Source organism: Pediococcus sp. EKM201D (assembly GCF_011800215.1).
Classification (GTDB): domain Bacteria; phylum Bacillota; class Bacilli; order Lactobacillales; family Lactobacillaceae; genus Pediococcus; species Pediococcus pentosaceus.
The window spans coordinates 18,829-45,020 of sequence record NZ_JAALFK010000002.1 but is presented as its reverse complement, the minus strand read 5'-3'; the positions used below and the strand labels follow the sequence as shown (position 1 = coordinate 45,020).

Annotated in this window: 28 protein-coding genes; 23 read left to right on the top strand and 5 right to left on the bottom strand. The window is 37.4% G+C overall.

The genetic code is table 11. The annotated features are described in order from the left end of the window. Nucleotides 1-45: 45 nt before the first annotated feature. The gene (locus tag HFC68_RS03105; RefSeq protein WP_002832987.1) at nucleotides 46-1,686 is read left to right on the top strand and encodes a peptide ABC transporter substrate-binding protein; all 1,641 of its coding nucleotides are present in this window, start codon (nucleotides 46-48) and stop codon (nucleotides 1,684-1,686) included. Nucleotides 1,687-1,802: 116 nt separating this feature from the next. Next, complete coding sequence (locus HFC68_RS03100) at nucleotides 1,803-2,435, top strand: HAD family hydrolase (RefSeq protein WP_002832988.1); 633 nt, start codon at nucleotides 1,803-1,805, stop codon at nucleotides 2,433-2,435. 71 nt (nucleotides 2,436-2,506) lie between these two features. Here the strand turns inward: HFC68_RS03100 and HFC68_RS03095 are convergent, their stop codons facing one another. After that, a complete protein-coding gene (locus HFC68_RS03095) occupies nucleotides 2,507-2,758 on the bottom strand; it encodes a hypothetical protein (RefSeq protein WP_002832990.1) in 252 nt (83 codons plus the stop codon). A gap of 177 nt (nucleotides 2,759-2,935) precedes the next feature. Between HFC68_RS03095 and HFC68_RS03090 the strand changes: the two genes are divergently transcribed. From HFC68_RS03090 to HFC68_RS03075, 4 genes are all read left to right on the top strand, one after another. Further along, the gene (locus HFC68_RS03090) at nucleotides 2,936-3,595 is read left to right on the top strand and encodes a CPBP family intramembrane glutamic endopeptidase (RefSeq protein WP_011673739.1); all 660 of its coding nucleotides are present in this window, start codon (nucleotides 2,936-2,938) and stop codon (nucleotides 3,593-3,595) included. A 19-nt stretch (nucleotides 3,596-3,614) separates the two neighbouring features. After that, on the top strand, nucleotides 3,615-4,955 hold the full coding sequence (locus tag HFC68_RS03085; protein WP_011673738.1) for an MATE family efflux transporter: 1,341 nt from the start codon (nucleotides 3,615-3,617) through the stop codon (nucleotides 4,953-4,955). A gap of 68 nt (nucleotides 4,956-5,023) precedes the next feature. Further along, complete coding sequence (locus HFC68_RS03080; protein WP_011673737.1) at nucleotides 5,024-5,554, top strand: hypothetical protein; 531 nt, start codon at nucleotides 5,024-5,026, stop codon at nucleotides 5,552-5,554. Between the two features lie 103 nt (nucleotides 5,555-5,657). Beyond that, nucleotides 5,658-6,185: a hypothetical protein gene (locus tag HFC68_RS03075; RefSeq protein WP_002832994.1), complete on the top strand. Its 528-nt coding sequence runs from the start codon at nucleotides 5,658-5,660 to the stop codon at nucleotides 6,183-6,185. A gap of 49 nt (nucleotides 6,186-6,234) precedes the next feature. Here HFC68_RS03075 and HFC68_RS03070 read toward each other — a convergent pair whose 3' ends face one another. Continuing rightward, the gene (locus HFC68_RS03070; RefSeq protein WP_055126420.1) at nucleotides 6,235-7,176 is read right to left on the bottom strand and encodes an ROK family protein; all 942 of its coding nucleotides are present in this window, start codon (nucleotides 7,174-7,176) and stop codon (nucleotides 6,235-6,237) included. Nucleotides 7,177-7,308: 132 nt separating this feature from the next. On the opposite strand from HFC68_RS03070, the gene HFC68_RS03065 reads away from it, so the two are divergent. After that, nucleotides 7,309-7,689, top strand: a complete 381-nt coding sequence (locus tag HFC68_RS03065) for a DUF3899 domain-containing protein (protein WP_011673735.1) — start codon at nucleotides 7,309-7,311, stop codon at nucleotides 7,687-7,689. Here the strand turns inward: HFC68_RS03065 and yidA are convergent. Then, on the bottom strand, nucleotides 7,678-8,490 hold the full coding sequence (yidA, locus tag HFC68_RS03060; protein WP_011673734.1) for a sugar-phosphatase: 813 nt from the start codon (nucleotides 8,488-8,490) through the stop codon (nucleotides 7,678-7,680). The genes HFC68_RS03065 and yidA overlap by 12 nt on opposite strands. 11 nt (nucleotides 8,491-8,501) lie before the next feature. Continuing rightward, entirely contained in the window at nucleotides 8,502-9,851 is a 1,350-nt protein-coding gene (locus tag HFC68_RS03055) for an HD domain-containing protein (RefSeq protein ID WP_002832998.1), read from the bottom strand. Nucleotides 9,852-10,004: 153 nt separating this feature from the next. Between HFC68_RS03055 and HFC68_RS03050 the strand changes: the two genes are divergently transcribed. From HFC68_RS03050 to HFC68_RS03025, 6 genes are all read left to right on the top strand, one after another. Further along, on the top strand, nucleotides 10,005-10,445 hold the full coding sequence (locus HFC68_RS03050; protein ID WP_002832999.1) for a DUF1934 domain-containing protein: 441 nt from the start codon (nucleotides 10,005-10,007) through the stop codon (nucleotides 10,443-10,445). A 44-nt stretch (nucleotides 10,446-10,489) separates the two neighbouring features. After that, nucleotides 10,490-11,026 (top strand): DNA-directed RNA polymerase subunit delta, encoded by a 537-nt coding sequence (rpoE, locus tag HFC68_RS03045; RefSeq protein ID WP_002833001.1) that lies wholly within the window; start codon nucleotides 10,490-10,492, stop codon nucleotides 11,024-11,026. Between the two features lie 212 nt (nucleotides 11,027-11,238). Continuing rightward, nucleotides 11,239-12,837 (top strand): CTP synthase, encoded by a 1,599-nt coding sequence (locus HFC68_RS03040; RefSeq protein WP_011673733.1) that lies wholly within the window; start codon nucleotides 11,239-11,241, stop codon nucleotides 12,835-12,837. Between the two features lie 149 nt (nucleotides 12,838-12,986). Next, nucleotides 12,987-14,258 carry a UDP-N-acetylglucosamine 1-carboxyvinyltransferase gene (locus tag HFC68_RS03035; RefSeq protein WP_002833004.1) on the top strand — a complete coding sequence of 424 codons (1,272 nt, stop codon included), beginning with the start codon at nucleotides 12,987-12,989 and terminating at the stop codon, nucleotides 14,256-14,258. A 25-nt stretch (nucleotides 14,259-14,283) separates the two neighbouring features. Then, nucleotides 14,284-15,570, top strand: a complete 1,287-nt coding sequence (gene rho, locus HFC68_RS03030) for a transcription termination factor Rho (protein ID WP_029258136.1) — start codon at nucleotides 14,284-14,286, stop codon at nucleotides 15,568-15,570. Between the two features lie 103 nt (nucleotides 15,571-15,673). Further along, nucleotides 15,674-15,919 (top strand): type B 50S ribosomal protein L31, encoded by a 246-nt coding sequence (locus HFC68_RS03025; protein WP_002833006.1) that lies wholly within the window; start codon nucleotides 15,674-15,676, stop codon nucleotides 15,917-15,919. Nucleotides 15,920-16,046: 127 nt separating this feature from the next. Here the strand turns inward: HFC68_RS03025 and HFC68_RS03020 are convergent, their stop codons facing one another. Beyond that, on the bottom strand, nucleotides 16,047-17,273 hold the full coding sequence (locus tag HFC68_RS03020; RefSeq protein WP_029258135.1) for a multidrug efflux MFS transporter: 1,227 nt from the start codon (nucleotides 17,271-17,273) through the stop codon (nucleotides 16,047-16,049). A gap of 79 nt (nucleotides 17,274-17,352) precedes the next feature. On the opposite strand from HFC68_RS03020, the gene HFC68_RS03015 reads away from it, so the two are divergent. The 10 genes from HFC68_RS03015 to HFC68_RS02970 all read left to right on the top strand — a co-directional run bounded on the left by HFC68_RS03015 (nucleotide 17,353) and on the right by HFC68_RS02970 (nucleotide 26,129). Then, entirely contained in the window at nucleotides 17,353-18,042 is a 690-nt protein-coding gene (locus tag HFC68_RS03015) for a class A sortase (protein WP_002833008.1), read from the top strand. 90 nt (nucleotides 18,043-18,132) lie between these two features. Further along, a complete protein-coding gene (locus HFC68_RS03010) occupies nucleotides 18,133-18,714 on the top strand; it encodes a LemA family protein (protein WP_011673730.1) in 582 nt (193 codons plus the stop codon). A 15-nt stretch (nucleotides 18,715-18,729) separates the two neighbouring features. Next, nucleotides 18,730-19,626 (top strand): zinc metalloprotease HtpX, encoded by an 897-nt coding sequence (htpX, locus tag HFC68_RS03005; protein WP_002833010.1) that lies wholly within the window; start codon nucleotides 18,730-18,732, stop codon nucleotides 19,624-19,626. A 33-nt stretch (nucleotides 19,627-19,659) separates the two neighbouring features. Further along, nucleotides 19,660-20,442 (top strand): hypothetical protein, encoded by a 783-nt coding sequence (locus HFC68_RS03000; protein ID WP_011673729.1) that lies wholly within the window; start codon nucleotides 19,660-19,662, stop codon nucleotides 20,440-20,442. Nucleotides 20,443-20,606: 164 nt separating this feature from the next. Next, nucleotides 20,607-21,989, top strand: coding sequence for a UDP-N-acetylmuramoyl-tripeptide--D-alanyl-D-alanine ligase (gene murF, locus HFC68_RS02995; protein WP_011673728.1), 1,383 nt, complete (start codon nucleotides 20,607-20,609; stop codon nucleotides 21,987-21,989). Between the two features lie 292 nt (nucleotides 21,990-22,281). Further along, a complete protein-coding gene (locus HFC68_RS02990; protein ID WP_011673727.1) occupies nucleotides 22,282-23,862 on the top strand; it encodes a DEAD/DEAH box helicase in 1,581 nt (526 codons plus the stop codon). Between the two features lie 89 nt (nucleotides 23,863-23,951). After that, nucleotides 23,952-24,308, top strand: a complete 357-nt coding sequence (gene acpS, locus HFC68_RS02985; protein ID WP_002833014.1) for a holo-ACP synthase — start codon at nucleotides 23,952-23,954, stop codon at nucleotides 24,306-24,308. A gap of 1 nt (nucleotide 24,309) precedes the next feature. After that, nucleotides 24,310-25,434, top strand: coding sequence for an alanine racemase (gene alr, locus HFC68_RS02980; RefSeq protein WP_167399681.1), 1,125 nt, complete (start codon nucleotides 24,310-24,312; stop codon nucleotides 25,432-25,434). Between the two features lie 54 nt (nucleotides 25,435-25,488). Further along, on the top strand, nucleotides 25,489-25,728 hold the full coding sequence (locus tag HFC68_RS02975) for a hypothetical protein (RefSeq protein ID WP_011673725.1): 240 nt from the start codon (nucleotides 25,489-25,491) through the stop codon (nucleotides 25,726-25,728). 38 nt (nucleotides 25,729-25,766) lie between these two features. Beyond that, a complete protein-coding gene (locus tag HFC68_RS02970) occupies nucleotides 25,767-26,129 on the top strand; it encodes a type II toxin-antitoxin system PemK/MazF family toxin (protein WP_011673724.1) in 363 nt (120 codons plus the stop codon). Nucleotides 26,130-26,192 lie beyond the last annotated feature (63 nt).

Below are 26,192 nucleotides of genomic sequence, written 5' to 3'. Positions count from 1 at the left end.
TAGGGTGTTTCCAAGTTGATGTGATTAAAATTAAAGGAGTAGAAAATGAAAAATAAAAAGTGGATCGGGTTTCTTTCGGTTATTTTAGTATCATTGGTGGTATTGGCGGGTTGTGGAGCTAAAAAAGGTGGCTATGCTGCTGAACAAACCATGAATTTAGCAGCTGATGCTCCCTTGGACACGCTGGATGTATCTAAAGCCAATGGTTATGGACAAACTGGAAATGTATTTGAAAGTCTATATCGCCTAGGGAAAAATGGTAAGACAACCCCAGGTTTGGCCAGCGAGGCTAAAGTTTCTAAAGATGGATTGACGTGGACTTTCAAGATTCGCAAAAATGCTAAATTTAGTGATGGTAGTAAAATTACAGCTCATGACTTTGTCTATTCATGGCAAAGAACGATTAATCCTAAGACTAAAGCTTTGTATGCTTACTTATTTGAAGGGATTAAAAATGCCGACCAAATTAATGCAGGTAAGATGGATCCCTCTAAGCTAGGGGTCGAGGCTAAAGATGATCAAACTTTCGTTGTACATTTGGATCAACCTATTCAATATTTTAAAGTTTTAATGAGTTATCCACTATTTTCACCAATTAGCCAAAAGGCTGTTGAAAAATATGGTGATAAATATGGAACAAAGGCGCAATATACGGTTTATTCAGGGCCTTTTAAAGTAAAAGGCTGGACAGGAACGAACGATACTTGGAGTTTCGTTAAAAATCCACAATATTGGGATAAAAAAGTTGTTAAATTGGATCAAATTAAATTTAGAGTGGTGGAAAACCCACAAACTAAGTTGAATTTATACCAATCCGGGAAGCTAGATTATACACAGCTTTCCAGTGAACAAGTTAAAAACTATAAAAATAATAAAGATTACACCACCTTTCCATATTCCATTACCACTTTCTTACAATATAATTTTAATGATGCAGATAAAACCAAACGTAAAGCCTTTAACAATGTAAATATTCGTAAGGCTATCGCCTATTCAATCAATCGGAAGCAGTTGATTGAAAAAATCATTGGGGATGCTTCAACACCAAGTAAGGGCCTCGTTCCCACGGATTTAGCTAATAATCCAAAAACGGGAAAGGACTTTGCTGATGACGCATATTTAGACGGTACCATCGAGTACAATCAAAAACAGGCCAAGCAGTACTGGGAAAAAGGGCTTCAAGAAATTGGAGTAAAGAATTTGAAACTTAATTTAACTTCAGATAATGAGGGGAACAGCAAAAATTATGCTGAATTTTATGCACAGTCCTTGGAAAAGACATTACCTGGATTACAAATTCACATTGTTAACGTGCCATCGCAAGTAGCATATTCGAGATCTCAAAGTGGAGAATTTGATATTTTAGTTGGACATTGGGGAGCTGACTTTAATGATCCAATTTCACATCTTCAAATTTTACAAAAAAATAGTGCATATAATTATGGCAAATGGGACAACACGGAATATAATAGCCTTGTGAAAAAAGCCCAAAATGAAGATGCTAATAATGCTGAGAAACGCTGGCAAGATATGATTAAGGCAGAACAAATTGTGATGAAAGAACAAGCTGTTTCACCACTTTATCAAACTGTATATTCATACTTGAAAAATCCTAAAGTAAAAGGCGTTATTCACAACACAGCGGGTACCCAATGGAACTACAAGTATGCTTATATAACAAATTAGTAACAAAAATGTTTTATTTTAAGGAGAAAGTCCCAAATGAGGATTTTCTTCTTTTTATATTGGGCAAGGGGGCGTAATATAGGTGGCAAATACTAATAAGATTTTTGGAGGATATTATGACTAAGTATAAAGTTGCTTTATTTGATTTAGATAACACCCTTTTAAAAACTGAAGATGCATCTGTGGCAGCATTAACATATGCTTTAAACCAAGATGGCGTAGAAGTCACCCCGCAAGCAATTGTTGAATTAATGGGTCTTCCAGGAATTGATATGGCACGCGAGTTAGGTTCATCGAATCCAGCCAAGACAATTGATATTTTTAACGAACGGATTAATCAAGAAGTTGATTTAATTAAGGAATATGATGGAATTGATGAAATGTTTGCTGGTTTAAGAGAATTAGGAATCGAATATGGAATTGTAACTTCTAAGCTTAGACGAGTTTTTGATGATGAAATGCGTAGTTTTCCTAAGATTAGAGCAATTGAAAAAGTCGTGCTTTCAGATGATACGAAAAAGCATAAACCTCATGCTGATCCAATTGAATTTGGTATGCAGAAGTATTTCCCTAAGCTAAATCGAGCGGATGTGATTTATGTAGGTGATTCGCTATTTGATATGCAATCAGCGCATGCCGCTGGAGTCGATTTTGCCAATGCTGGATGGGGAGCAATCCCAGCGAATGATTTCTCTGAAGCAGAATATATTTTAAAAACACCAACTGATTTATTAGAGATTGTTAAATAAAAAGAAGCTGTGAATCAAATGAAGGGGATTAAATCCTAGCATTTGTCACAGCTTCTTGGTTTAATATCGGATTAAATTTGAATACTTGGTACAAGCCAATCACTAGCTATCAATTGATGAAATTGTTTAGTAATTGGAAGCCACATTTTATTATTAATAATATCTTTTAAACTTTTCCAAAATAAAGGATCGTTAGTTTGTTCGGTGGTAGGATAAACAAATATGTATTGTCCAGCGCTGGTTTTGGCTTTGATTTTGTTATCTTTATGGCCAATTAATTGAACTTCAAGGTACTGGTCCATTTTTTTATCGTTAATAATCATCAAGCATCACCTTTCTTTACTTTTTCAGAATACCATGGAAAGGTTAAGGAATTATAAAATATACCAATAATTAAGTGCATCTTAATAAAAATCACGTTTGCGAGTTTTTAGTGATTGTATTTTATGGATAAAATGCTATCTTTAAAATAAAGTTGGTATCTTAAAAAGGAGTACTTAATGAGAGCGTTACAAGTGTTGAAGAACTGCCTATTTTTAGTATTACTATTTGGAATGGATCAATTGGTTTCTATTCCACAACTAGTAGCAGCATATACACAAAACCACCATCTCTTTTTATTTTTTCTAATAATCGTCTATATTGCGATTGCCATAGCAGTTATCGTCTTTTTCTGGCAATTTTATCGATATAAAATTAAAAAAAATCATAGTATTTATGGGGATTTACCACCAAAAAGGGTGCGAACTCAAACATTGCTGTTAATGGTTCTAGTTTGGATGATTTTTATGCTTTTTCAAATCTGGTATACCAATCAATTTAAAGTTAATATTTCTGCTAACCAATTAGCAATCGAAAAACTATTTGAAAAACTACCAATTTGGACATTCATCGATGGCGTGTTGGTGGCTCCAGTCATGGAAGAGCTCATTTTTAGGGGGATTTTCTTTGAATTATTTTTCCAAACTGATCAACCAGTAATAAAAGTAATCGGAGTGATCGTTAATGCAGTTATCTTTGGTGCATTGCACGATACAGGAATTAATTTTCCTATTTATGCAATCATGGGCGCAATTTTAGCGGTTACCTACATGCGTACCCGTGATATTAAATGTAGTATTGGAATTCACATCTTAAATAATTTTATATCTTTTATTTAATAAAAAACGGAGGATTTACATGGATAGTATTTTAACTAAGGGAAGTCCCATCAAGGGCATTATTTTGTTCAGTATCCCACTTCTTTTGGGAAATATTTTCCAACAGATTTATACGCTTTCTGATACCTTGATTGTTGGTCGAGTAGTCGGTGTACAAGCATTGGCTTCTGTCGGGGCAACCAATGGACTTACTTTTTTGATTATTGGATTTGCGCAAGGGATGACAACGGGGTTATCGATTATTACGGCTCAGCACTATGGGGCTGGGGATGTTAAAGCAGTTAAGCAAAGTTTTGCTACGAGTATTTGGATTTGTGGCGTATTCGCCTTAATGCTGACGGTAGTTAGTGTACTGGCGGCTAGACCGTTGCTAGAAATGATGCAAACCCCAGCTAACATTATTGACGGTGCCACGACCTTTTTGACGATCATTTTTGGTGGTGTGCTTGCAACTATGTTTTTTAACCTTTTCTCCAATATGTTACGTGCGTTGGGAAATAGTCGTTTGCCACTCGTATTTTTGGTAATCGCCTGTATTATCAACGTGGTATTGGATATTATTTTGATTGTCTTTTTACACATGGGAGTTGCTGGAGCCGGAATTGCTACGGTTACGGCCCAATTAATCTCATGCTTTCTATGCTGGTTCTATATTAAGTCTCACGTTCCGGTTTTATCGCTTGAAGTAAAAGAAATTAAAACAAATATGAAATTGGTTCGTGAACAAATCAAGATTGGATTACCAATGGGGTTCCAGGCGTCCATTATCGCGATTGGGTCAATTATCCTACAAATTTCTTTGAACCATCTTGGATCATCAGCAATTGCTGCTTATACTGCTGCTGGAAAAGTCGATCAGCTAGCAACGCAGCCAATGATGTCACTGGGGATCACAATGGCAACCTTTACGGCTCAAAATTATGGGGCCAAAAAATTTAAACGTATTTTGAAAGGTATTCGTCAAACGTTGATCACTTCGGTCGCTTACAGTTTTATTGTGGGTGCTTTAATTATTTTGAATAGTCGCGTACTGGTTAATCTATTTATTGGAAATTCAGAACAACATATCACCAACTTGGCGCATGAATATTTTGTGATCGTTAGTGCGAGTTATTTCTTGCTAGCAATCTTGTTCATCATCCGATATACCTTACAAGGATTCGGAAAGAGTGTGGCCCCAACGATGGCTGGGGTAGCCGAATTGATTTCAAGGATGTTAGTGGGACTCTTTGTGGTTCCGGCTTTTGGATTTTGGGGAGCATGTACCGCTAACCCATTGGCTTGGTTAGGTTCAAATTTAGTATTAGTTTATTCATACGTTCAAGTTGTACGACAATTGAGAAAACGTGCTGAGCCGTAGAAAATGCTAAAAGAGCGTGAACACGATATAATCGAGGTATAGAAAGTAAATGCGTTGGGGGTAGAGTGATGATTTTTACTTATAACGTTCTAAAGAATGTAATTGATACCGGGAAACCGATTATCATTAATGATCAGAGTCAAATTAAAAAAATGGATAGTGATCAAATCGATGCAATCACCTTCATTTCAGAATTGAGAAATGAAAGAGATTACTATGCTTTCTTAGAATTAAACCCAGGAAAAGGCATTGTTTTTTATTCCGATGGTAACACCTTTGATGGCTTTACGGTTTTTGAGATCCCCTTAAGTGAGTTTTATTTCGAAGTGAATACAGAAAAGGGCGTCATTGATATTGAAGACGGAGTTGGAAATCAAACTGATTTTCTAGATCTCTTTACAGGACCAGTTATCGAGGATTTAACTAAAAAATATCGTAATGCTACTGATGAAGAAATTATCCAGAGTAATGAATATCAAATGGCGGATCGTTATATTAGTGTTTATCTGGGCTACAGCGATGGAGATGAACAAAAGGTCAATTTAACCTTGTTGAAATTCGCAATGGCGATTTATATCGACCAAAATGAATCAAAATAATTCCAGTAATTTTACAGTAAGATTACAACTGTTGCTTTTTTGATTGCAGGGAGTATAATTTCTTCTGTTCCAGTATTTATGGTTATTTTTTGGAGGAAGAAAAATGATTTTTAAATATGATGTTTTATCAAAAGTGATCGAAGAAGATAAAACAATCAAAATCAACGAAAACAGCTACATCACTAAGATCAAAGGTTTAAACGGCATTGATTATAGTGTGAGTGATCATAATCGTCACGATTACTATGTATTCTTGCCGCTTAACGACGATGAAGGTGTAGTAATTAGCACGGACAATCATACCGGACTGGGTTTTGAATTGTTGAGAATACCTAAGCGAGAGTTTTGTTTGGGAATTAATACAAATAATAATTTTGTCGATTACTATGATGGACCAGGAACACAGACGGATTTTCCTGATGTAATTGAACAAGAAGAACTTGATCAAAAGTATATTCAATACAACGATGCTAGTGACGAAGAATTAAAAGAAACTAAGCTATACCAACAGGTGGATACATGTGTAAGTAAATACTTACGGGTTAGTTCAGGTCTAGAAGAAGCCTTGAACTTAGCTATTATCCGCTTAGCGTTCTTGGCTCATACTGTTAACCAACGTGCGGTGGCATAGTTTATAGAACAAAATAAAAAGGAGTTATGGCTTAGGCCGTAACTCCTTTTTATTCCGCTTTGTTATCTGTAGGTTGCGTAAAGTCCAAGTGATCCAAAGCATTATAAAATGCACCGAAAAGGTCAGTATCCTGTTTAAAAATCGAAGTTTCAATTACCGGCATTTCCAGCATTTCTTTGAGGACCGGAATCGTTTCTCGAATAATTTGAATTTGGTGATTAATTTCAGGAACGAGAATACTCTGATTACTAATTCGTCCACTAATGACGTACTTATTAAGATCAAGAACGGCCTGCGTATTCACAATCATATAAGCTACATTTCGACAATATGCGTTAAACATTTCGCGAGCGTTAGCATCTCCATTTTCAATTGCCTTAAATACTTTGATATCGTCATTGGGATCAGATAACTCTAACGCACTGCCGATGGTGTTAATCATTTTTGAGGCAGAACAGGCGTTGAACATGATATCTTCAGGTTGATGATTTTCAACCGTTGGATTGGCAATAATCATGCCAATTCCGCCCGCTTGTAAGTGGGAACCAGAAAAAATCTGGTGATTTAAAACTAAGCCAGAACTTACACCATCATCAAGGGCGATGGTTGCTCCGTTAGTGACACCCTTTAAATTACCATTCCATTGAGAAGCTAAAGTAACACAAAAACCAGTACTTTCCATCGACACCGGTAATTCGTAGCGAGTGGCAAGGATTTTTCCAAGGCTGAGTCCGTGGAGCATGGGCAACGAGCCCCCCTGATAAATTACGCCATCTTTTGGGTCGACTTGGCCAGGAACACTAAGTCCGATTCCATAAATCGATTTAAGATGGTCAGTAACAATTTCATAAATTTGTTTTAGAAAATTTTCAACGCTATCGGTTGGCGTTGGAACTTGTTTTTTTACTTTAAGACTGCCACTTTCGTCAAATAGTGCGTAACGAATAAAAGATGCACTGATGGCGATACTTAAGTAGTTCGTATTATTCATATAATCATTCCTTTGTGTCATTATTATACATTGATTGAGAACGATTTCAAAGTTACGAATGAGGAATAAAGTTTTAATTAGTAAAAAAAGACGCTATAGTAGTAAGCAATACCAGACTGAAGAGGTAAGACTATGAAAGTATTTAATCTATTAAATAAATTAAGCACCGAAGCAGTTATTTTTATTATTTTGGTAGTAGGGGGATTAATTTTTAAAGGAACCTACATCGTAAGTAATATTTATTTTATTTTAGGGATGCTTTTACTATTATGGGGAATTTTAGCAATTTTATTCAACGCTCACTTATTTAGTGGATGGAAATTAAATGGCAATCGAAAAAACAGTGAATTTGTTGAAAAAATTGAGCATAAAGCTGTCCAGTCTAAAACTGAGCGGGCAAAAGAAATTGCTGCACAAAAAAACGAGCCCATGCGGTTCACCCCATTTACTCGTTTAATACTAAGCTATGCTTTGATTCTAATTGTTAATGCGATCCTAGTTTCATTTTTCTAGTACAAATTTTTGAATGGCTTTGGCAACGCCACTTTCGTTATTATTGGCCGTAATGAATTGTGCATTTTGTTTAACTTCATCAATTGCATTTTCCATTGCTACACCAGTTCCGGCAGCTTTAATCATGGAAAGGTCATTACCTTGATCACCAATTGCCATGACTTGGTCTAAAGTAAGGTTAAGACGTGCAGCTAACTCAGTTACAGCATTACCTTTGCTAACGTTTTGGGGCATAAGTTCAATAAAGTATGGTTCACTTTGAACGACGCTAAAGTTGTCTTGGAACTTAGCAAAAATCTGGTCGCGCGCTTTACTTAAAACTTTAGGATCATCAATGAACATTACCTTGGGCATTTCTAAGTTAGGGTCCATTTCATTAACGGCGCGATAGCGAAGACCCATTTCAACTAGAAAACTTTCACCTACCGTATAAGTGCTGATATTCTTATTGGCAGTGTAAATGTGATTTTTACCATCTACGTGGAAATGCACACCAATTTTACGGCTAAATGCTTCAGCAGTGAGATAGTCTTCAAAGGAAAGTGTGTGTTTAATGAGGGTTTCGCCAGTCAGAGTTTGAGCGAGTGCTCCATTATAAGTGACGGCATATTCCTTTTCGTTAGTAAGGTCTAGTTGGGTGAGGTAACGTTGAATTCCTGTAATGGGACGTCCGGTACAAAGGACGACGTTAATCCCGATTTTAGAAGCAGCGTTGATGGCCGCGATATTTGCTTCTGTAAGTTGTTTGTTGTCATTTAAAAGGGTGCCATCAAGGTCGATGGCGATTAATTTTATACTCAAGATTATTACTCCTAACTAATTATATTGTTTTTGATATGAGCTTGAAAAGCTTCAAAAGTATCTGTAAACAAACTCTCGTTACTATCTATAAGCATTTCCTTGGGGAAAAAGAAGCGCTCGTCACGAGAAACTTTACCTGAAATTGCTCGTACTAAATCACTAACGGTCGAAAGTTCGACTAGGCTACCATCCGATTGCATTAGTTCAATTTGAGTCCGTGGTTTTTTAGAGGTTGGATCATAGGCATCATATGGTAAGTCATAACTGTCATTTTCAGCAGTATAATATTCAGAATCAAAACCAGCTTCAGCCACCAATTGTTTTAATTCAGGTAGAAGACTCCGCGTTTGATCGGTGATGCGTGCTGATTTTAAAGGAACACGATCCAAGAAGCGATGGGCAAGATCACTCAAAATAGGATCTTCATCATCCACCCATTGAAGAAAATACGTATTTAGGACGCCATCATCTAGTTTTAAATAATCATCTAACGTAAAATTTTCATCAAAAAATGGCATTAAGTAATGAGGTTGAAAGTTACGTTGTCGATGGTTAGCTCGCTCAGACTGATATAGCTGGTTAGCTAACTTTAAGAGATGTCCAAGAATGACCTCCATAGAACGGGAAACAGAATGAAAATAAACCTGAACGTACATTTGAAAACGACTTACAATAAAATCCTCGACGGCATGAATGCCACTCATTTGAAAGGCGATACCATGCTCATAAGGACGCATCACACGTAAGATGCGGGTTAAATCAAAGTTTCCGTAGTTAGTTCCGGTGTAGTATGAATCACGTAAAAGATAATCCATACGGTCGGCATCAATTTGGCTAGAAATTAGCTGTACTACTTGTGGATTAGGATAATCATGGCTAATTACAGAAGCGACCTTTGTTGGAAAGTCGGGACTAATACGTCGTAAAACTTGGTTAACTTCGGTTTGAGGGTCCGTAATAATCCGGGTAGTAAATTTTTCATGGTCGGTATTAAAAATATGTTCAAATGTATGCGAGTAAGCCCCATGACCAATATCATGTAAGAGGGCGGCACAAAGCGTTACTAACCGTTCATCATTATTCCACAATCCATCACTGGGAGTTTTTGAAGGATAATTTCGAGCAAAGCTTTCAACGATGCGACGTGCTACTTCATAACATCCTAATGAATGTGAAAAGCGGGTGTGTTCAGCTCCATGAAACACAAAGGAAGTGGTTCCCAATTGATGAATTCGACGAAGACGCTGAAATTCTTTAGTATTAATCAAGTCTAAAATGACTTGGTCTTGAACATAAACGTAGTCATGGATAGGATCACGAAAGACTTTCTCCATCGGTAAACGTTGATTTTCTTGGGACATCTTACTACCTTCTTACTTTGTAATTTTAAAAAGAAACATCTAACTAAAATTATACAAGTTTTAAGGTGAGATTGTAAAAGCTTAAAGCTAGAATAATATATGAAATGAATTATAATTATTACATTAGAACAGTGAACAAAGAGGAGGATTCAAATGGCTGGATTAAACAATGGCATTCCAATTGAAATCCATTTAGAGACATTTATTGAACAAGAAGGTGAAAAAACACACCTAGCTTTTGACGAACCAGGACAGATTTTTAAAATGGGCGATTCACTTTACTTAAGATATCAGGAAAAAAATGAAGAAACTGGAAAAAAATCACCCGTAACCATGAAAATTGATGGGGATGGCAATGTCCTATTAACACGTTCGTCTGAGAGTGAAATGCGTTTGCGTTTTGCTAACGGTAAAAGAATTGAAGCGCGGTATCGCACGCCTTACGGACTTTTTCCGATTGAAACAGTAACACCATTTCTAGAGATAGAACTCCAAGAAGGACCCCTGGCGGGAAGGGTAAATATTGATTACCAACTTTTTGCAGGAGAACAGTTGATTGGTAACTACAAAATCCGATTGCAATTTACTGCTTAATTGTAGTATTATTTGAGATAGACTGTGGAAAGGACGTGCACCAGTTGGAATTAGAAAATTTTAAGGGTCAAAACAAAAACGAACTCTCAATGATCGAAGTTGCCCACGCTATTTTAGCTAAGAGTGGTGAACCAATGGCTTTTGTTGATTTAGCCAACGCGGTTCAGAGTTATTTAGATAAGACAGATGAGGAATTTAGAAATCGATTATCACAATTTTATACTGATTTAAACGTTGACGGAAGTTTTATTTCCTTGGGCGAAAATACATGGGGACTTCGTACTTGGTACCCATTCGAATCAATTGATGAAGCCTTAATTCACGCTGAAGATGAAGACGAAGACCGTCCTGTACGTAAAAAACGTAAGAAGGTTAATGCCTTTCTTGCTGATGCAGCTGATGACGATGATGTAATTGACTACGATTCTGATGATCCAGAAGATGAAGAAGTCGAAGCTGAAGATACTACATCAGATGACGCTCCAGCATTTGAAGATCTTTCTAACGATGACGATACTGATGTTCTTCCAGATGGAATTGAAGGTCAACTATCAGAATTAAACGAAGATGACGAAAACTAAATATACAAACTTGACTTATAGTCTGTAACTCTGTATTATATTTTTTGGGCTCTGGAGATCCTTTTGAGGATTTTTCAGACAATGAACGGTAATACCCCCTATTCTCAGAATAGGGGGTATTTTTATTGTTGTATCAGTATTTCAACAGTAAAAACAACTGTTTTGCGTTTCCTAATTTAACCAGTCATAAATGTTAGAAAAGGAGAATTTTAATGACCAAATATATTTTTGTTACAGGTGGGGTTGTTTCATCTTTAGGTAAGGGGATTGTTGCTGCATCCCTTGGACGTCTTTTGAAGAATCGTGGACTTAAGGTTACGATTCAAAAGTTTGATCCATATATTAACGTGGATCCAGGAACGATGAGTCCTTACCAACATGGTGAAGTTTTTGTTACTGATGATGGAACAGAAACAGATTTAGATTTAGGCCACTATGAACGTTTTATCGATATCAACTTAAACAAGTATTCTAACGTTACAACTGGAAAGATTTATTCAGAAGTATTACGTAAAGAACGTCATGGCGATTATCTTGGAGCAACTGTCCAAGTTATTCCTCATATTACGGACGCAATTAAAGAAAAAATTATGCGCGCTGGTAAAGTGACTGATTCTGATATCGTAATCACTGAAATTGGTGGAACGGTTGGGGACATCGAGTCACTTCCTTTCTTGGAAGCTATTCGTCAGATGAAGAGTCAAGCCGGATCAGAAAATGTTTTCTACATCCACACGACTTTGGTTCCATACCTAAAAGCTGCAGGGGAAATGAAGACAAAGCCAACGCAACACAGTGTTAAAGAACTTCGTGGTTTGGGAATTCAACCTAATATGTTGGTTGTTCGTACAGAAGAAGATATCACAGATGGTATGCGTTCGAAGATTGCTGCATTCTGTGATGTTGAGCCAGAAGCTGTAATTGAATCTCAAGATGTTGCAAGTTTATACGAAATTCCATTGAACTTAAAAGCACAAAAGATGGACGACATTGTGATGGACCACTTTGGTTTGCAAGCACCACAAGCAGACATGTCTAAGTGGGAAGATCTTGTCGATCACGTTAATAACCGTTTGAACCATACCATTAACATTGCATTGGTTGGTAAATACGTTGCCTTACAAGATGCTTATATCTCGGTGAATGAAGCGTTAAAACATGCAGGTTATGTTGTCGATGCCGACATTAAGATTACCAAAATTGATTCAGAAAAACTTACTAAGGAAAATGTTGCTGAACAACTTGCCGGGCAAGATGGAATCATTGTTCCTGGTGGCTTTGGTGATCGTGGGATTGAAGGAATGATTCATTCCATTCAATATGCTCGTGAAAATGATGTGCCATTCTTAGGAATTTGTTTAGGAATGCAAATGGCCAGCGTTGAATTTGCTCGTAACGTATTGGGTTACCAAGATGCTAATTCGGCTGAAATGGATCCAGCAACTAAGCACAACATTATTGATTTAATGGCTGATCAAGAAGGTGTTAAAGATATGGGTGGAACTCAACGCCTCGGTCTTTACCCATGCAAGCTTAAAGAAGGATCTGTAGCTGCCGCCGCTTATAACAACCAAGAAATGATTGAAGAACGTCATCGTCATCGTTTTGAATTTAACAATGACTATCGTGCCGAAATGGAAGCTAAGGGTCTTGTATTCTCAGGAACTTCACCAGACAATCGTTTAGTAGAAGTAATTGAGTTACCAGAAAAGAAATTCTTCGTGGCAGCTCAATATCACCCAGAATTTTTATCACGTCCACAACGTCCAGAAGGATTATTTAAGGCATTTATCGCTGCTGCAAATAAATAAGCATAAAAATAGTCGAATTTTTCGGCTATTTTTTTATTTGTTGCGTTCATGAGGTTGTATTTTTGGAACAAATTATTTATGATTGAGGTTGACTGTAAAATACATTCCTTAATTTTAAAGTACTTAAAGTTCGTTTGTGAGGAAAAACCATGAAAAAAATGATAATCAAGGGTGGACAGCGACTGTCTGGAGAAGTGACCATCGGTGGTGCTAAAAATAGTACCGTTGCGTTGATTCCGGCTGCAATTTTGGCGGATACTCCAGTACGGTTTGATTCAGTGCCCGACATACTTGACGTGCATAACTTAATGATTATCCTTGAATCGATGAATGTTCATTCAACGTTTGAGGATGGAGTTATGGTGATTGATCCAACTGAAATTGTTGAGAATCCATTGCCTAGTAAGGCAATTAAGAGCTTACGAGCATCATATTACTTTATGGGCTCTTTACTTGGTCGTTTCAAGCGTTCAACAGTTACATTTCCAGGTGGAGATAATATTGGTCCAAGACCAATTGATCAGCATATTAAAGGCTTCAAAGCCTTAGGTGCCAACGTTACAGAAGATGAAGATACAGTGTACATTTCAGCATATGATCGTGGACTCCATGGAGCGCACATCTTTTTAGATGTGGTTTCTGTAGGAGCAACGATCAATGTTATTTTGGCTGCCGTTAAGGCCCAAGGTATTACAACGATTGAAAACGCAGCACGTGAACCCGAGATTATTGATTTAGCAATGTTTTTAAATAATATGGGGGCTAAAATTCGTGGAGCAGGGACTGATGTTATCCGAATTGAAGGTGTAGATAAGTTGGTTTCTACAGCTACGCATACCATTATTCCGGATCGAATTGAGGCTGGAACCTATTTGTCTTTAGCTACGGCTGTGGGGGATGGTGTGATGGTAAATAATATTATTCCAGAACACCTAGAATCGTTTACTTCAAAGATGCTTGAACTTGGCGTCGATATTAAAATTGATGGCGATAAGATTTTTGTTCCTAAAGTGGATCAATTAAAAGCAATTGAAGTCAATACGAGTCCTTTCCCTGGATTTGCGACTGATTTGCAACAACCTTTGACGGCTTCCCTATTAAAAGCAACTGGTCAAAGTGTTGTTAATGATCATATTTATCCAGAACGTATCAAACACGTAATTGAATTACAAAAAATGGGTGCTAAGATTAAACATGCTGATGGAGTGATTTATATTAATCATTCTGAAAAACTTACGGGCGCTGAAGTTGAGGCTGGAGAAATTCGGGCAGGGGCTTGTTTAATGATTGCAGCCTTTATGGCCCAAGGCACTACAACCATCACCCGAGCAGATAACATCCTACGTGGATACGACAGTTTGGTTAAAAAACTAACTAAGCTCGGAGCGGATGTTTCAATCACGACCGACAATACATTGTAGTCAAAGATATAGGAGAGTTAAGTCGATGGATAATTTTTTAACAATGAATGACTTGCAAGAAATGACTCTCAAAGAAATATACGGCCTTGCCCGTGAATATAAGATTTCATATTACAGCCAGATGAACAAGAAGGAATTGTCTCTGGCTGTTTTGCGTGCTCAGGCTAAAAAGAAGTCATTTGTTGAAATGGAAGGCGTTTTAGATATCGTTGGAAATGATGGATATGGTTTTTTACGGCCAATCAACTATGGTTCTTCGCAAGAAGATATCTATATTTCAGCATCGCAAATCACACGTTTCGGTTTGCGTAATGGGGATTTAGTTGGTGGTGAAGCTCGCCATCCCAAACCAGGTGAACGGTATTATGGATTAATGCGGGTTACTTCAGTGAATAATAAGGACCCAGAAGAAGCTAAGCAACGTCCTCATTTTCCAGCTCTAACCCCCATCTATCCCAATCAACAATTAAAATTAGAAACAACTTCTAATATTTTATCAACGCGATTAGTTGATTTGTTTTCACCAATTGGATTTGGACAACGTGGTCTGGTAGTAGCACCACCTAAAGCAGGAAAAACCACTTTACTAAAGGCTATTGCTAATGGGATTACCACCAACTATCCAGATGTGAAGCTCATCGTTTTACTAATCGATGAGCGACCAGAAGAAGTAACAGATTTAGAACGCTCGATTAAGGGAGAAGTGGTTTATTCCACCTTTGATCAAGAACCCCGGAATCATACTCGTGTTTCAGAATTAGTATTACAACGGGCGCTTCGTCTAGTAGAAGATAAACAAGATGTTGTTGTCTTACTAGATTCAATTACGCGATTAACCCGTGCATATAATTTAGTGACCTCCCCTAGTGGTCGAACACTTTCTGGTGGGGTTGATCCGGCAGCGTTTTATAAGCCTAAAAAATTCTTTGGCTCTGCTCGAAATATTGAAGAGGGTGGATCACTTACCATCATTGGGACAGCTTTGGTTGATACAGGAAGCCGGATGGATGATGTGATTTATGAAGAATTCAAAGGTACGGGTAATTCAGAGCTAGTCTTATCACGGAATTTAGCTGAGCGCAGAGTATTTCCAGCGTTAGATATCCGCCAGTCAGGAACTCGTAAAGAGGAACTAATGGTCTCAAAAGATATACTTAATCAGCTTTGGGATATTCGCCGGTCGATGCGTGGAGATGCTCTGGAGTATACGGAACAAGTGCTTAAGTTATTGAAAAACACTAAAAACAACGAAGCGTTTATTGCTAACTTAAAGAATTTAAATTTAGGTCCTAATGGTAGTAAAAAATCTTAATCGACCTTGTTTAAGTTGTTTTTCTATGCTATTATTGGGGACGTTGATTTATAATAAATAACTATGACTCAGCAAATGACTCATGGCAAAGGAGCGTAATATCATGAAAAAAGGAATTCATCCAGACTATCATCCAGTTGTATTTCAAGATTCAGCAACTGGTTTTAAGTTCTTGTCAGGTTCAACTGTAGGTTCAGCTGAAACAATCAAGTGGGAAGACGGTAACGAATACCCATTGATTCGTGTGGAAATCACATCTGACTCACATCCTTTCTACACAGGACGTCAAAAGTTCCAACAAGCAGACGGTACTGTTGCAAAATTCAACAAAAAGTACGGTTTGGCTTAATTATAACCATTGGTTATCAAAAAGAGGCACCGCTGAATTTATCAGTGGTACCTCTTTTTTTGTGGTCTGAAATATAGTTTAGGATTGCTTCTCAGTAATCAACATAACACAGCGTTACTAACTTGATTTATGCTACTGATCGTCCGTTTAACCAACGGAATAAGATAAAGTTAATTAAAACTAATACAGAAGTAGCAATAAAGACAGCGTTATAGTCAAATAAACCAGAGACTGCAGAGCCTAGTAATGGGCCAATCATATTTCCGAGTGCTTGGAAAGACTGGTTCCAACTAAATACACGCCCAGTTACCGCAGCAGGTGTTCGTTTAGATAAAATACTCTGAACCGCTGGTAGCATCGCTCCATCAGAAATTCCGATAAAGAAGCGGAAAACTCCTAGCCAAAAAATAGAAGGAACAAAGGCCATTGGAATGTAGAATACCATGGCGAAGAGAAAGGCCACGGAAAGAACTTTTTCGGTTCCAATCTGGTCCCCAAGTTCTCCTAAGCGCGGAGCCGCTAACATGTTAGCAATTCCCGGAATTGCAGCAATTAAACCAGCAACCATTGTTACACCAGCCCCATTATGCATTAATTCTTTAACGTATAAACTAATAATCGGCGCGATTGAATTATTAGATGCTTGAATAATCATCGTTGTGATAAACATGCCGAATACGGCCTTAGGCTGATTTAGTTTACCAATTACCTCTCGAGCAGAAAGCGAACCAGATTCACTTTCTACGGGAACGAAGTGTTCATGTACCAAGAAGAAACTTAGGAAAAAGACGATTAGTAATAAACCACCTGTAATAAAGAAAGTTACTCGATATGAAAAAATAGAAGCTAGTGCACCACCAATGAGGGGACCTAGTAGAGATCCGGATACAGGACCAGTAGATAAAATACCAAGTGCATAACCACTTTTTTCTTTAGGAGTTTCGGTAGCGATGAGTGCATTGGAGTTACTAATATAACCTGCAAAAACACCTTGTAATAAACGAAGGCCAATCAGTTGAAAGACGTTTTGAACAAGGCCCATTGCGCCTAAGACGAAAGCCATTCCGAGTGAAGCTCTTAAAATCATTACTTTTCTTCCACGCTTATCCGCAATTTTTCCCCAAATTGGAGAAATAATTGCTAAAATTAAGAAAGTAGAAGAATAAGTTAGACCACTATAAAAAGATAGTTGCGATTTTGAGAAGTCACCGAGTGTGTTGACATAAAGCGACAAAAACGGCATAATCTCACTAAATGCGACCCCGGCTATGAAGGTTCCGAACCAAAGCACAAAAAGATTTTGTTCCCAAGGTTCACGTTTCTTTCTAGATTGTCCTTTTCGATTGAAAAACATCATAAAAAGCCCTCTTTCAAAAAAGATATACCAATATACAATACCATAAAAATTAAAAATAGTAATGGAGCAAAAGTCAATGAGTAAAAAACTAAAAAATTGGTTAGTTTCGATTGGATTAACATTATTGGTGCTACTAAGTTTAGCGATGATTTTTAATCGTCAAATCAAAACATGGATGGTAGCACAATATAATCCAGAGGTGAACGAGAAAGTGGTTGCTAAAAACACTGAAAAGAAAGCCAATTTTGACTATACAAAAGTAAAATCATTGGATTGGCAGACGGTCCTAAAGGCACGGACTTCGGAGAAAAGAATTAAAGTGATTGGTGAAATTGTTTACCCTGATATAAACATACACCTTCCGATCGGCAAAGGGGTCGATAATCTTACGTTGGCGTTGGCGGCGGGAACTTTAAAAGAAAATCAGCGAATGGGTGAAGGTAACTACGCATTGGCTGGACATCATATGGTTGATAAAAATGTTTTATTTAGTCCGCTTTATTGGAAAGCCAAAATTGGGCAAAAGGTTTATTTGACAGATGAGACCAATATTTATGAGTATCGGGTAGACACCCGTAAATTTATAAAGGCGACCGATGTGCAAGTAGTTGACGATATTAAAGGTAAGAAAATTTTAACGTTGGTTACCTGTGATGATACGGGAGCGGGTCGTTTGATGATTCGGGCTAAATTTATCAAGAAAATGAGTCATACCAAGGCTCCGGAAGCAGTTCAAAAAGAGTTTTCAGAAAAGTTTAATCGTTAAGAAAATTTAGTGTTCAAATTCATATAATTTGCTTGACGAATTTGTTACTATTAATATCATATATAGGAAGTTTTGAAAGGATGGGATTGAATGGTAGGAATGATAATAGCACTAATTGTAATTGTGGTGATTGTAATTGCGATCGTCTCAATGTACAACGGCTTGGTAAAAGCTAGAACCTATACACAGGAATCATGGAGCCAAATTAGCGTTCAAATGAAGCGTCGAAATGATTTGATTCCTAATCTTGTAAATACGGTTAAGGGATATGCAGCCCATGAAAAAGATACTTTAAGTAAAGTGGTGGCACTTCGTAATCAATTAGTGGATCAGACTGATAATTCAGCCCCTTCTACTAAACAACGTGAAGAGATTATGAAAACTTCTAACCAGATTAGTGACTCACTTAAAAGTATTTTTGCTTTATCTGAAAGTTATCCTGACTTGAAGGCTAACCAAGAATTTACTAAATTAATGGAAGAATTAACTAATACAGAAAATAAAATTGCTTATTCTCGTCAACTATATAATTCGAGTGTAGCAAGTTACAACATTAAACTACAATCTTTCCCTAATAATTTAATTGCTGGGATGGGTGGATTTAAGCCGGTTGATTATCTTCAAGTTCCTGAAGAAGAAACTAAAAACCCAACCGTTTCATTTGATAAATAATTAAGAGGTCGATTAATGTTATATCAACAGATTGCAAGTAATAAGCGAAAGACCGTTTATGTGATGATCGGTTTTGCTATCTTAGTATTGTTTATTGGTGCTGCAGTTGGTTATGTTTTCTATGATAGTGCAATGGCAGGGATTATTATGGCGGCAGTAATTGCCGCTATTTATATGGCCATGATGATTGCCAATTCTACTAATGTCGTGATGGGAATGAATCACGCAACTGAAATTAGTGAAGCCGATCATCCGGAAATTTGGCATATTGTAGAAGACATGGCCTTGGTAGCTAATATACCAATGCCCAAGGTTTATATTGTTAACGATGCCAGCCCTAATGCATTTGCAACAGGAAATAGCCCTAAAAATGCTGCCGTAGCAGTGACTACTGGTATTTTAGAACGGCTTAATCGAGAAGAACTTGAAGGCGTAATTGGACACGAAGTTTCACACATTCGAAATTATGATATTCGCCTTTCGACCATCGCCTTGGCATTATCTTCGGCGATCGCAATGCTAGTAAATATTGGAATGCGCTCATTTTGGTGGGGCGGGGGACGACGTCGCAATGATAATGACAATGAAGGCGGAAGTTTGGAAATTGTGATGATGATTATTTCCATCGTATTGGTTATTTTAGGTCCAATTGCCACAACTATCGCTCAATTGGCTTTATCACGAAATCGAGAATATCTCGCCGATGCCTCTAGCGTTGAATTAACACGTAACCCACTGGGGCTAATCCATGCTCTACAAAAGATATCGGTCAGTGAACCGATGAAAGAAGCCGATCCAAGTAGTGCTGCACTTTATATCTCTGATCCATTTAAAAAGAAACGTACCATGGCACATCTATTTGATACGCATCCACCAATTGAAGATCGCATTCAACGTTTGGAAAGAATGTAAGTATATAGTTAATTGAAAGAGAGTTATGGGATCATGCGTGATGACTATATTTTTGTACATTTAGAATCAATTGTTAATTTAATTTATTCGCGCGGGATTACGGCAAATGATTTCCTAAAGGGAGTCTTGCAAATACCAACCAATATTTTATTATTAAATCGGGAAGTCAGTGATGATTTAACGATTGATAATCATACATTTTTAAATGAAATTAATGGCGCTAAAAAAGTTAGTGAGTATTTAATTGGAAACCATGGCCCACGCAATTGGATTGATTTTTCTCAGCGAGATGCGTTGAGTGAGCTCACGCCGGCTGATATTGCTAATCTTTTATATATGGGGCATATGAAAACTCATAATGATACGCCATTTTCGTATAAGCTCCAAAACGACTATGTTTATTTAGACATTGGCGAAAATCAGGTGAAGACCTATTATCGTCGTCTAAAAAATTTTTATTTAGTTTTGAATCAATCTATTATTCGTCATGCTGAACAAGCTTATAACGAGCATCGAATTGTATTTCGTCGGGGAAATAAATTTGCTGAATTACCAGCTGGAATGGTTCGACAATTAATTCCTGTGTTAGGAGAAGGATTAATTTTTGCGTTTGATCAAGCTTTTGAGCAAGATCGCGAATATCGAATCCCGATTTTGATTGCTAGCGACAGTAATTTGGCTCCTACGTTACGCAGCAAAGATTCACTTTATAATAATGCCCAACAAATTGCGATTTTGAAATATAATCTACGTAGTAAACATTGGCATTTTATTATTACTAACCCGCAAGCCTTTGATGCGGATGCATTATATTAAATTGAGAACTTGTGTCAGATAAGATATAAGTTCTCTTTTTTAGCAAAAAAGGGTAATTATTTTGGGGATAAGATGTTTAGTCTACTTTTAAGGTAAGTTAATTTAATGAGCTATTATGGTATAATTGTAGCCAGGTTTTTTAATTTAAGGGGAGTTTTAAAAAGATGAAAATGCAACTTAGCGAAATTGCGCGCGCTCTTGGAACGGATGAATATCCTGAACTATGGAACGATATTAGCGTAACGAGTGTTCAATTTGATAGTCGAAAATTATCTCCAGGATCACTTTTTGTGCCAATTATGGGTGAACGTGACGGACATGATTTTATTAGTCAAGCAGTAACAGCAGGCGCCGTTGCAACTTTATGGGCGGAAGACCACCAAGAACGGCGTCCAGCTGATTTACCAAGTATTCTAGTAAAAAATCCATTAGAAGCTCTGCAAAAACTTGCTAAATATTATCTGGATAAGATTAACCCTAAGGTAGTTGCTATTACTGGAAGTAATGGAAAGACAACTACTAAGGATATGACTGCAGCAGTTCTGGAAGCAGAATATAATGTGGTAAAAACTAAAGCAAACTTTAACAACGAACTGGGCGTGCCAATTACTATTTTGGGAATGAGCTCTAATACGGAAGTATTGGTAGTTGAAATGGGAATGGATCGTCCAGGACAGTTACACTTTTTAAGTGAATTGGTTCAACCTGATATTGCTGTGATTACGATGATTGGCGAAGCCCATATTGAATTTTTTAAGACGCGTGAGCGGATTGCTGATGCAAAAATGGAAATTACAGATGGCCTAAAAGAGGACGGTTGTTTTGTTTTTAACGGGGATGAACCGCTATTAGAACAGCGTGCTAAAGACCTCAATGTTGAACAATACCGTTTTGGGCTTAAAGCAGATAATGATGTCAGCGCCAGCGATATCCAGGGAACTGACACAAGTACAATGTTCAAAACTAATTTGGATGAAGAAACCACCGTAACAATTCCAGTATTGGGTGATTACAATGTAACTAATGCGTTAGCAGCAATCGCCGTTGGACATAAGTACCATATTGACCTAAAAAAAGAAGCTGAAGCGCTAGTTGACTTTGATTTAACCAAAAATCGAACAGAGTGGTTAACTGGAAAAAAAGGCGAACGTATTTTAAGTGATGTTTATAATTCTAATCCGACTGCTGCTCGAGCAGTATTGGATTCATTTGCTAACGTAAATACTGAAGGACGTCGTTTGGTAGTTCTAGGAGATATGTTGGAATTAGGTGAGAATGCTGATCAAATGCATGCTAGCTTAGCTGAAAAATTAAATGCCAAGCGTTTTGCACAAGTATATTTAATTGGCCCACATATGAAAGCTCTTGAAAAACGACTGATTGATGAAGATATCTACAGTAAAGATGCTGTTCATTATTATGAAACTGGCGAATTAAAGCGACTTACAGATGATCTTTCAACTGAAATTCAAGCAAATGATAGTATTTTATTAAAAGCAAGTCACGGAATTCATTTAGAAAATGTTGTTGATAAAATTAAAAATTAAAAAATAAAGTTGTGATGTGGCTTTTAGATTTTTTACAGCGTATGTAAATTATTCTTAAAACGCGGTTGCCGACCTTTGAGTGGGGAATGCTAGCCTAAATATCACAACTTTATTTTTATTAAAAAGGCTAAATAGAGCTGTTTTAACAGCGTTTTCAAGAACTTTTGTTTGCTAATCCCTAAGCAGGGGTGTATGATTATAAAGTTATGTTTACACGATTGTCACCGTGGGCGCGGCCCTAAAAGGACGGATTTTCTTTGATGCGGTGACGAAAATTTAGGAGGAATTATATTTGAAATTTACCGAACTAGGGTTAGACGAAGACATTTTAAAAGCAGTTTTAGACAATGGGTATGACGAACCAACACCTATCCAAGCTGAAACTATTCCTGGTGTTTTAGAAGGAAAAGACATCATTGGACAAGCTCAAACAGGTACTGGTAAGACAGCTGCTTTCGGATTACCAATCCTACAAAATGTTGACCTAGATAATCCTAACATTCAAGCAATTATTATCTCACCTACACGTGAGTTAGCTGCTCAAACACAAGCAGAAATCTTTAAATTAGGAAAATATAAAAAAGCTAAAGTTCAAGTGGTTTACGGTGGATCAGATATCCGTCGTCAGATTAATGCTTTAAAGAGCCATCCACAAATCGTGGTTGGTACACCTGGTCGTTTGTTGGACCATATTGGTCGAAAGACAATTCGTTTAGACCACGTTAAAACATTAGTTCTTGATGAAGCTGACGATATGCTAGATATGGGATTCTTACCTGATATCGAACACATTATTGAACAAACACCTAGCGAACGCCAAACATTATTGTTCTCAGCCACAATGCCAGCACCAATTAAGAAAATTGGTGTTAAGTTCATGACTGATCCAAAACAAATTACAGTTAAGTCTAAAGAACTTACTGCTGATTTGGTTGATCAATACTACGTTCGTTCTAAAGAATTCGAAAAATTTGATATTTTAACCCGCGTACTTGATGTACAAGCACCAAAACTTGCAGTTATTTTTGGTCGTACTAAGCGTCGCGTTGATGAAGTTTCTAAGGGATTAGTTACTCGTGGTTACAATGCTGCTGGAATCCATGGTGATTTAACTCAACAACGCCGGATGAGTATTTTACGTCAATTCCGTGAAGGACAATTAGATATTTTAGTTGCTACTGACGTTGCTGCACGTGGGCTTGATATCTCTGGTGTAACTCACGTTTACAACTATGATATTCCTCAAGACCCAGAAAGTTATGTTCACCGTATTGGTCGTACAGGCCGGGCCGGTGCTACAGGTACTTCAGTAACCTTCGTTACTAACTGGGAAATGGACTATCTTCGTGACGTTGAACATTTGACAAAGAAACGTTTGTTACCAATGAAGCCACCAACAGAAGAAGAAGCTTTTGCTGGACGTGCTGCAATGGCTGAACAAAGCATTGAAGAATTGGTTCAAAAAACAGATGTTGCTAAGTTCGAAGAACAAGTTGATCATCTTTTAGAACAACATGATGCTAAAACGCTGGTTGCTGCACTTCTAAATGAAGTAACTAAGTCTGACGCTAGTGAAATCAAAGTTAAGATTACTCCTGAACGCCCACTTCCTCGTAAAAAAGGTGGCAACAAAGGCGGTAAAGGTGGCGGCGGATACCGTGGCGGAAACCATCGTGGTGGTAATGGTCGTCGTAGTAATGGTAATAGCAGCAATGGCGGGGGCCGTGGTGGTAAATGGAATAACGATCGTAAGGGTGGCGGCAAGTCACGCTTTGGTCGCGATGACCGTAACCACAATGGTGGTAAGCGTAATGATCGCAACTCAGGTAACAAGGGTGGATCAAACCGTCAATTTGTAATTAAAGAAAAATAAACATTTTCAATAAACTAAGGGGCCCGGAAAATACATTTTTTCTTGACCTCTTTTTTTGATACAATAGGAACGACATTGGAGGTACTAGGATGATTTACGGAATTGGCATTGATATAACAAACATTGATCGATTTAAAACTCTCCACAATCCAGCAACGTTTATCCAAAAGGTTTTGACGCCCACTGAATTTGATGAGTTTGAAGCTAAGAAAGGTCAACGCGCGTATGAATTTTTAGCAGGGCACTTTTCGGTTAAAGAATCATATAGTAAAGCTTACGGGACAGGATTAGGTAAAAAACTTAATTTTCAAGACATCGAAATTAATTACGATGGGGTTGGAAAACCTAAGATTGTTAAACATCCGTTTAGTGGAACCGTACATGTGTCAATTTCCCATTCTGACCACCATGTTGTAACACAGGTAATTTTAGAGGGGGATAATTGAAATGGTTGTAGGGATACATCGTCCCAGCAAGCTAGTTATTAATGCTGAGGCAATTAGAAATAATGTAAAAAATGAGATTAGTCGATTAGATGGACACAGTGAATTATTTGCCGTGGTTAAGGCTAATGGCTATGGACATGGAATTGTAGAAACAGCCCAATTTACGAAACAAGCTGGGGCAACTGGTTTTTGTGTTGCTATCTTAGACGAAGCGTTGGCTTTGCGAGATGCTGGGCTAACAGAAACTATCCTAGTTTTAGGAATTACAGATGTTAAATATGCTAAATTAGCTGCTGAAAATGATATCTCGTTAACGGTGGGTGATAAAGCATGGCTAGATGAAGCTACGCAAATTCTAAATCAAAAGCCGCTGAAAGTTCATTTAGGTATTGATACAGGAATGGGACGGATTGGTTTTCAAGATGGAGCTTCTTTTAAGAAAGCGGCCGATTATCTTGAACAAAGTCAACAGTTCAATTTTGAAGGTGTGTTTACACATTTTGCAACAGCAGATGAAAAGGATACGACTTATTTCAATTTACAGGTGGAACGTTTTAACCATTTCATCAGCCAATTAACTCGACGTCCACGTTATGTGCATGTTTCTAATACTGCTACCAGCTTGTGGCATGCAGCTTGCAATGGTAATATGATTCGTTTTGGAGTCGGCATTTATGGGATGAATCCTTCTGGAAAAACACTGGAAAGTCCTTTTGATTTACAGCCAGCTATGAGTCTGGAGTCTGAACTATCTTTTTCTAAACTAGTGCAAAAAGGCCGTTCAATTAGTTATGGAGCGACTTATACAGCTGAAGAAGATGAATGGATTGGGACGATCCCGATTGGTTATGCAGATGGTTATGAACGTCGTTTACAAGGATTCCATGTTTTGATTGATGGTCAATTTTGCGAAATAGTAGGACGAATTTGTATGGATCAAATGATGGTTCGCTTACCAAAGTCATATCCTGTGGGAACTAAAGTAATTTTAGCGGGAAAATCAGGCGAAAAATCAATTACCATGACAGACATTGCCGAATATGCTGGGACCATTAATTATGAAATCACATGTGGATTCACACAACGTTTACCACGAATCTATACTGAAAATGGTGTAGTAAATTAATGTATTGAATGCTAAAATAATGTTAATAATTAAATAGTACAGGAGAGCAATCTAATGAGTATTCAACCAAAAGATATGTCAATTGAGAAAGAGACTTACTGTGAAATGTTTGGTTTTGAACCTAGTTGTGTAAATGATGATATTGTAAGGAACTTTTTTACCCATCACGCAACTGAGCATCTTGAACAGCTTAAAGCCGGATACCTTCAAATGGCTGATATCAATTCCGAAATTACTCATGACTTTTCTTCATGTGAAGCGGATTGTGAAAAGCATGTGCTTGAACGTTACTAAGTTAAATTTTTTAAATTAAAAGTTAATGGGGTGACACTGTGGACGAGTCGAAGATAAGACGCGGTGATTTATTCTATGCAGACTTGTCACCAGTTGTTGGTTCTGAACAGGGCGGGATGCGACCGGTTCTTGTTATCCAGAATAACATCGGTAATCACTATAGTCCGACGGTCATTATTGCAGCAATAACGGCTAAAATTTCTAAGCCTAAAATGCCTACCCATGTAGGAATTAAAGGTGGAGAACAAGGAGTAGGCCGTAATTCAGTTATTTTAATGGAACAGATTCGAACAATTGATAAACAACGTCTACATGATAAAATTGGTCGATTAGATGACCAGAAGATGAAACAGGTGGACGAGGCCTTAAAGGTAAGTATAGGTCTCGTACCGAATACATAGAATAGAAAATGTGAACAAAGTTTCACGCTCAAATTTTAAAACCACCTATTTCAAGATAGAAAA

What these genes read in the sequence shown, in the direction of transcription:
- HFC68_RS03105 (WP_002832987.1), top strand. Translation starts at nt 46, where the DNA reads ATGAAAAATAAAAAGTGGATCGGGTTTCTTTCGGTTATTTTAGTATCA.
- HFC68_RS03100 (WP_002832988.1), top strand. Translation starts at nt 1,803, where the DNA reads ATGACTAAGTATAAAGTTGCTTTATTTGATTTAGATAACACCCTTTTA.
- HFC68_RS03095 (WP_002832990.1), bottom strand. Translation starts at nt 2,758, where the DNA reads ATGATTATTAACGATAAAAAAATGGACCAGTACCTTGAAGTTCAATTA.
- HFC68_RS03090 (WP_011673739.1), top strand. Translation starts at nt 2,936, where the DNA reads ATGAGAGCGTTACAAGTGTTGAAGAACTGCCTATTTTTAGTATTACTA.
- HFC68_RS03085 (WP_011673738.1), top strand. Translation starts at nt 3,615, where the DNA reads ATGGATAGTATTTTAACTAAGGGAAGTCCCATCAAGGGCATTATTTTG.
- HFC68_RS03080 (WP_011673737.1), top strand. Translation starts at nt 5,024, where the DNA reads ATGATTTTTACTTATAACGTTCTAAAGAATGTAATTGATACCGGGAAA.
- HFC68_RS03075 (WP_002832994.1), top strand. Translation starts at nt 5,658, where the DNA reads ATGATTTTTAAATATGATGTTTTATCAAAAGTGATCGAAGAAGATAAA.
- HFC68_RS03070 (WP_055126420.1), bottom strand. Translation starts at nt 7,176, where the DNA reads ATGAATAATACGAACTACTTAAGTATCGCCATCAGTGCATCTTTTATT.
- HFC68_RS03065 (WP_011673735.1), top strand. Translation starts at nt 7,309, where the DNA reads ATGAAAGTATTTAATCTATTAAATAAATTAAGCACCGAAGCAGTTATT.
- HFC68_RS03055 (WP_002832998.1), bottom strand. Translation starts at nt 9,851, where the DNA reads ATGTCCCAAGAAAATCAACGTTTACCGATGGAGAAAGTCTTTCGTGAT.
- HFC68_RS03050 (WP_002832999.1), top strand. Translation starts at nt 10,005, where the DNA reads ATGGCTGGATTAAACAATGGCATTCCAATTGAAATCCATTTAGAGACA.
- HFC68_RS03040 (WP_011673733.1), top strand. Translation starts at nt 11,239, where the DNA reads ATGACCAAATATATTTTTGTTACAGGTGGGGTTGTTTCATCTTTAGGT.
- HFC68_RS03035 (WP_002833004.1), top strand. Translation starts at nt 12,987, where the DNA reads ATGAAAAAAATGATAATCAAGGGTGGACAGCGACTGTCTGGAGAAGTG.
- rho (WP_029258136.1), top strand. Translation starts at nt 14,284, where the DNA reads ATGGATAATTTTTTAACAATGAATGACTTGCAAGAAATGACTCTCAAA.
- HFC68_RS03025 (WP_002833006.1), top strand. Translation starts at nt 15,674, where the DNA reads ATGAAAAAAGGAATTCATCCAGACTATCATCCAGTTGTATTTCAAGAT.
- HFC68_RS03020 (WP_029258135.1), bottom strand. Translation starts at nt 17,273, where the DNA reads ATGTTTTTCAATCGAAAAGGACAATCTAGAAAGAAACGTGAACCTTGG.
- HFC68_RS03015 (WP_002833008.1), top strand. Translation starts at nt 17,353, where the DNA reads ATGAGTAAAAAACTAAAAAATTGGTTAGTTTCGATTGGATTAACATTA.
- HFC68_RS03010 (WP_011673730.1), top strand. Translation starts at nt 18,133, where the DNA reads ATGGTAGGAATGATAATAGCACTAATTGTAATTGTGGTGATTGTAATT.
- htpX (WP_002833010.1), top strand. Translation starts at nt 18,730, where the DNA reads ATGTTATATCAACAGATTGCAAGTAATAAGCGAAAGACCGTTTATGTG.
- HFC68_RS03000 (WP_011673729.1), top strand. Translation starts at nt 19,660, where the DNA reads ATGCGTGATGACTATATTTTTGTACATTTAGAATCAATTGTTAATTTA.
- murF (WP_011673728.1), top strand. Translation starts at nt 20,607, where the DNA reads ATGAAAATGCAACTTAGCGAAATTGCGCGCGCTCTTGGAACGGATGAA.
- acpS (WP_002833014.1), top strand. Translation starts at nt 23,952, where the DNA reads ATGATTTACGGAATTGGCATTGATATAACAAACATTGATCGATTTAAA.
- alr (WP_167399681.1), top strand. Translation starts at nt 24,310, where the DNA reads ATGGTTGTAGGGATACATCGTCCCAGCAAGCTAGTTATTAATGCTGAG.
- HFC68_RS02975 (WP_011673725.1), top strand. Translation starts at nt 25,489, where the DNA reads ATGAGTATTCAACCAAAAGATATGTCAATTGAGAAAGAGACTTACTGT.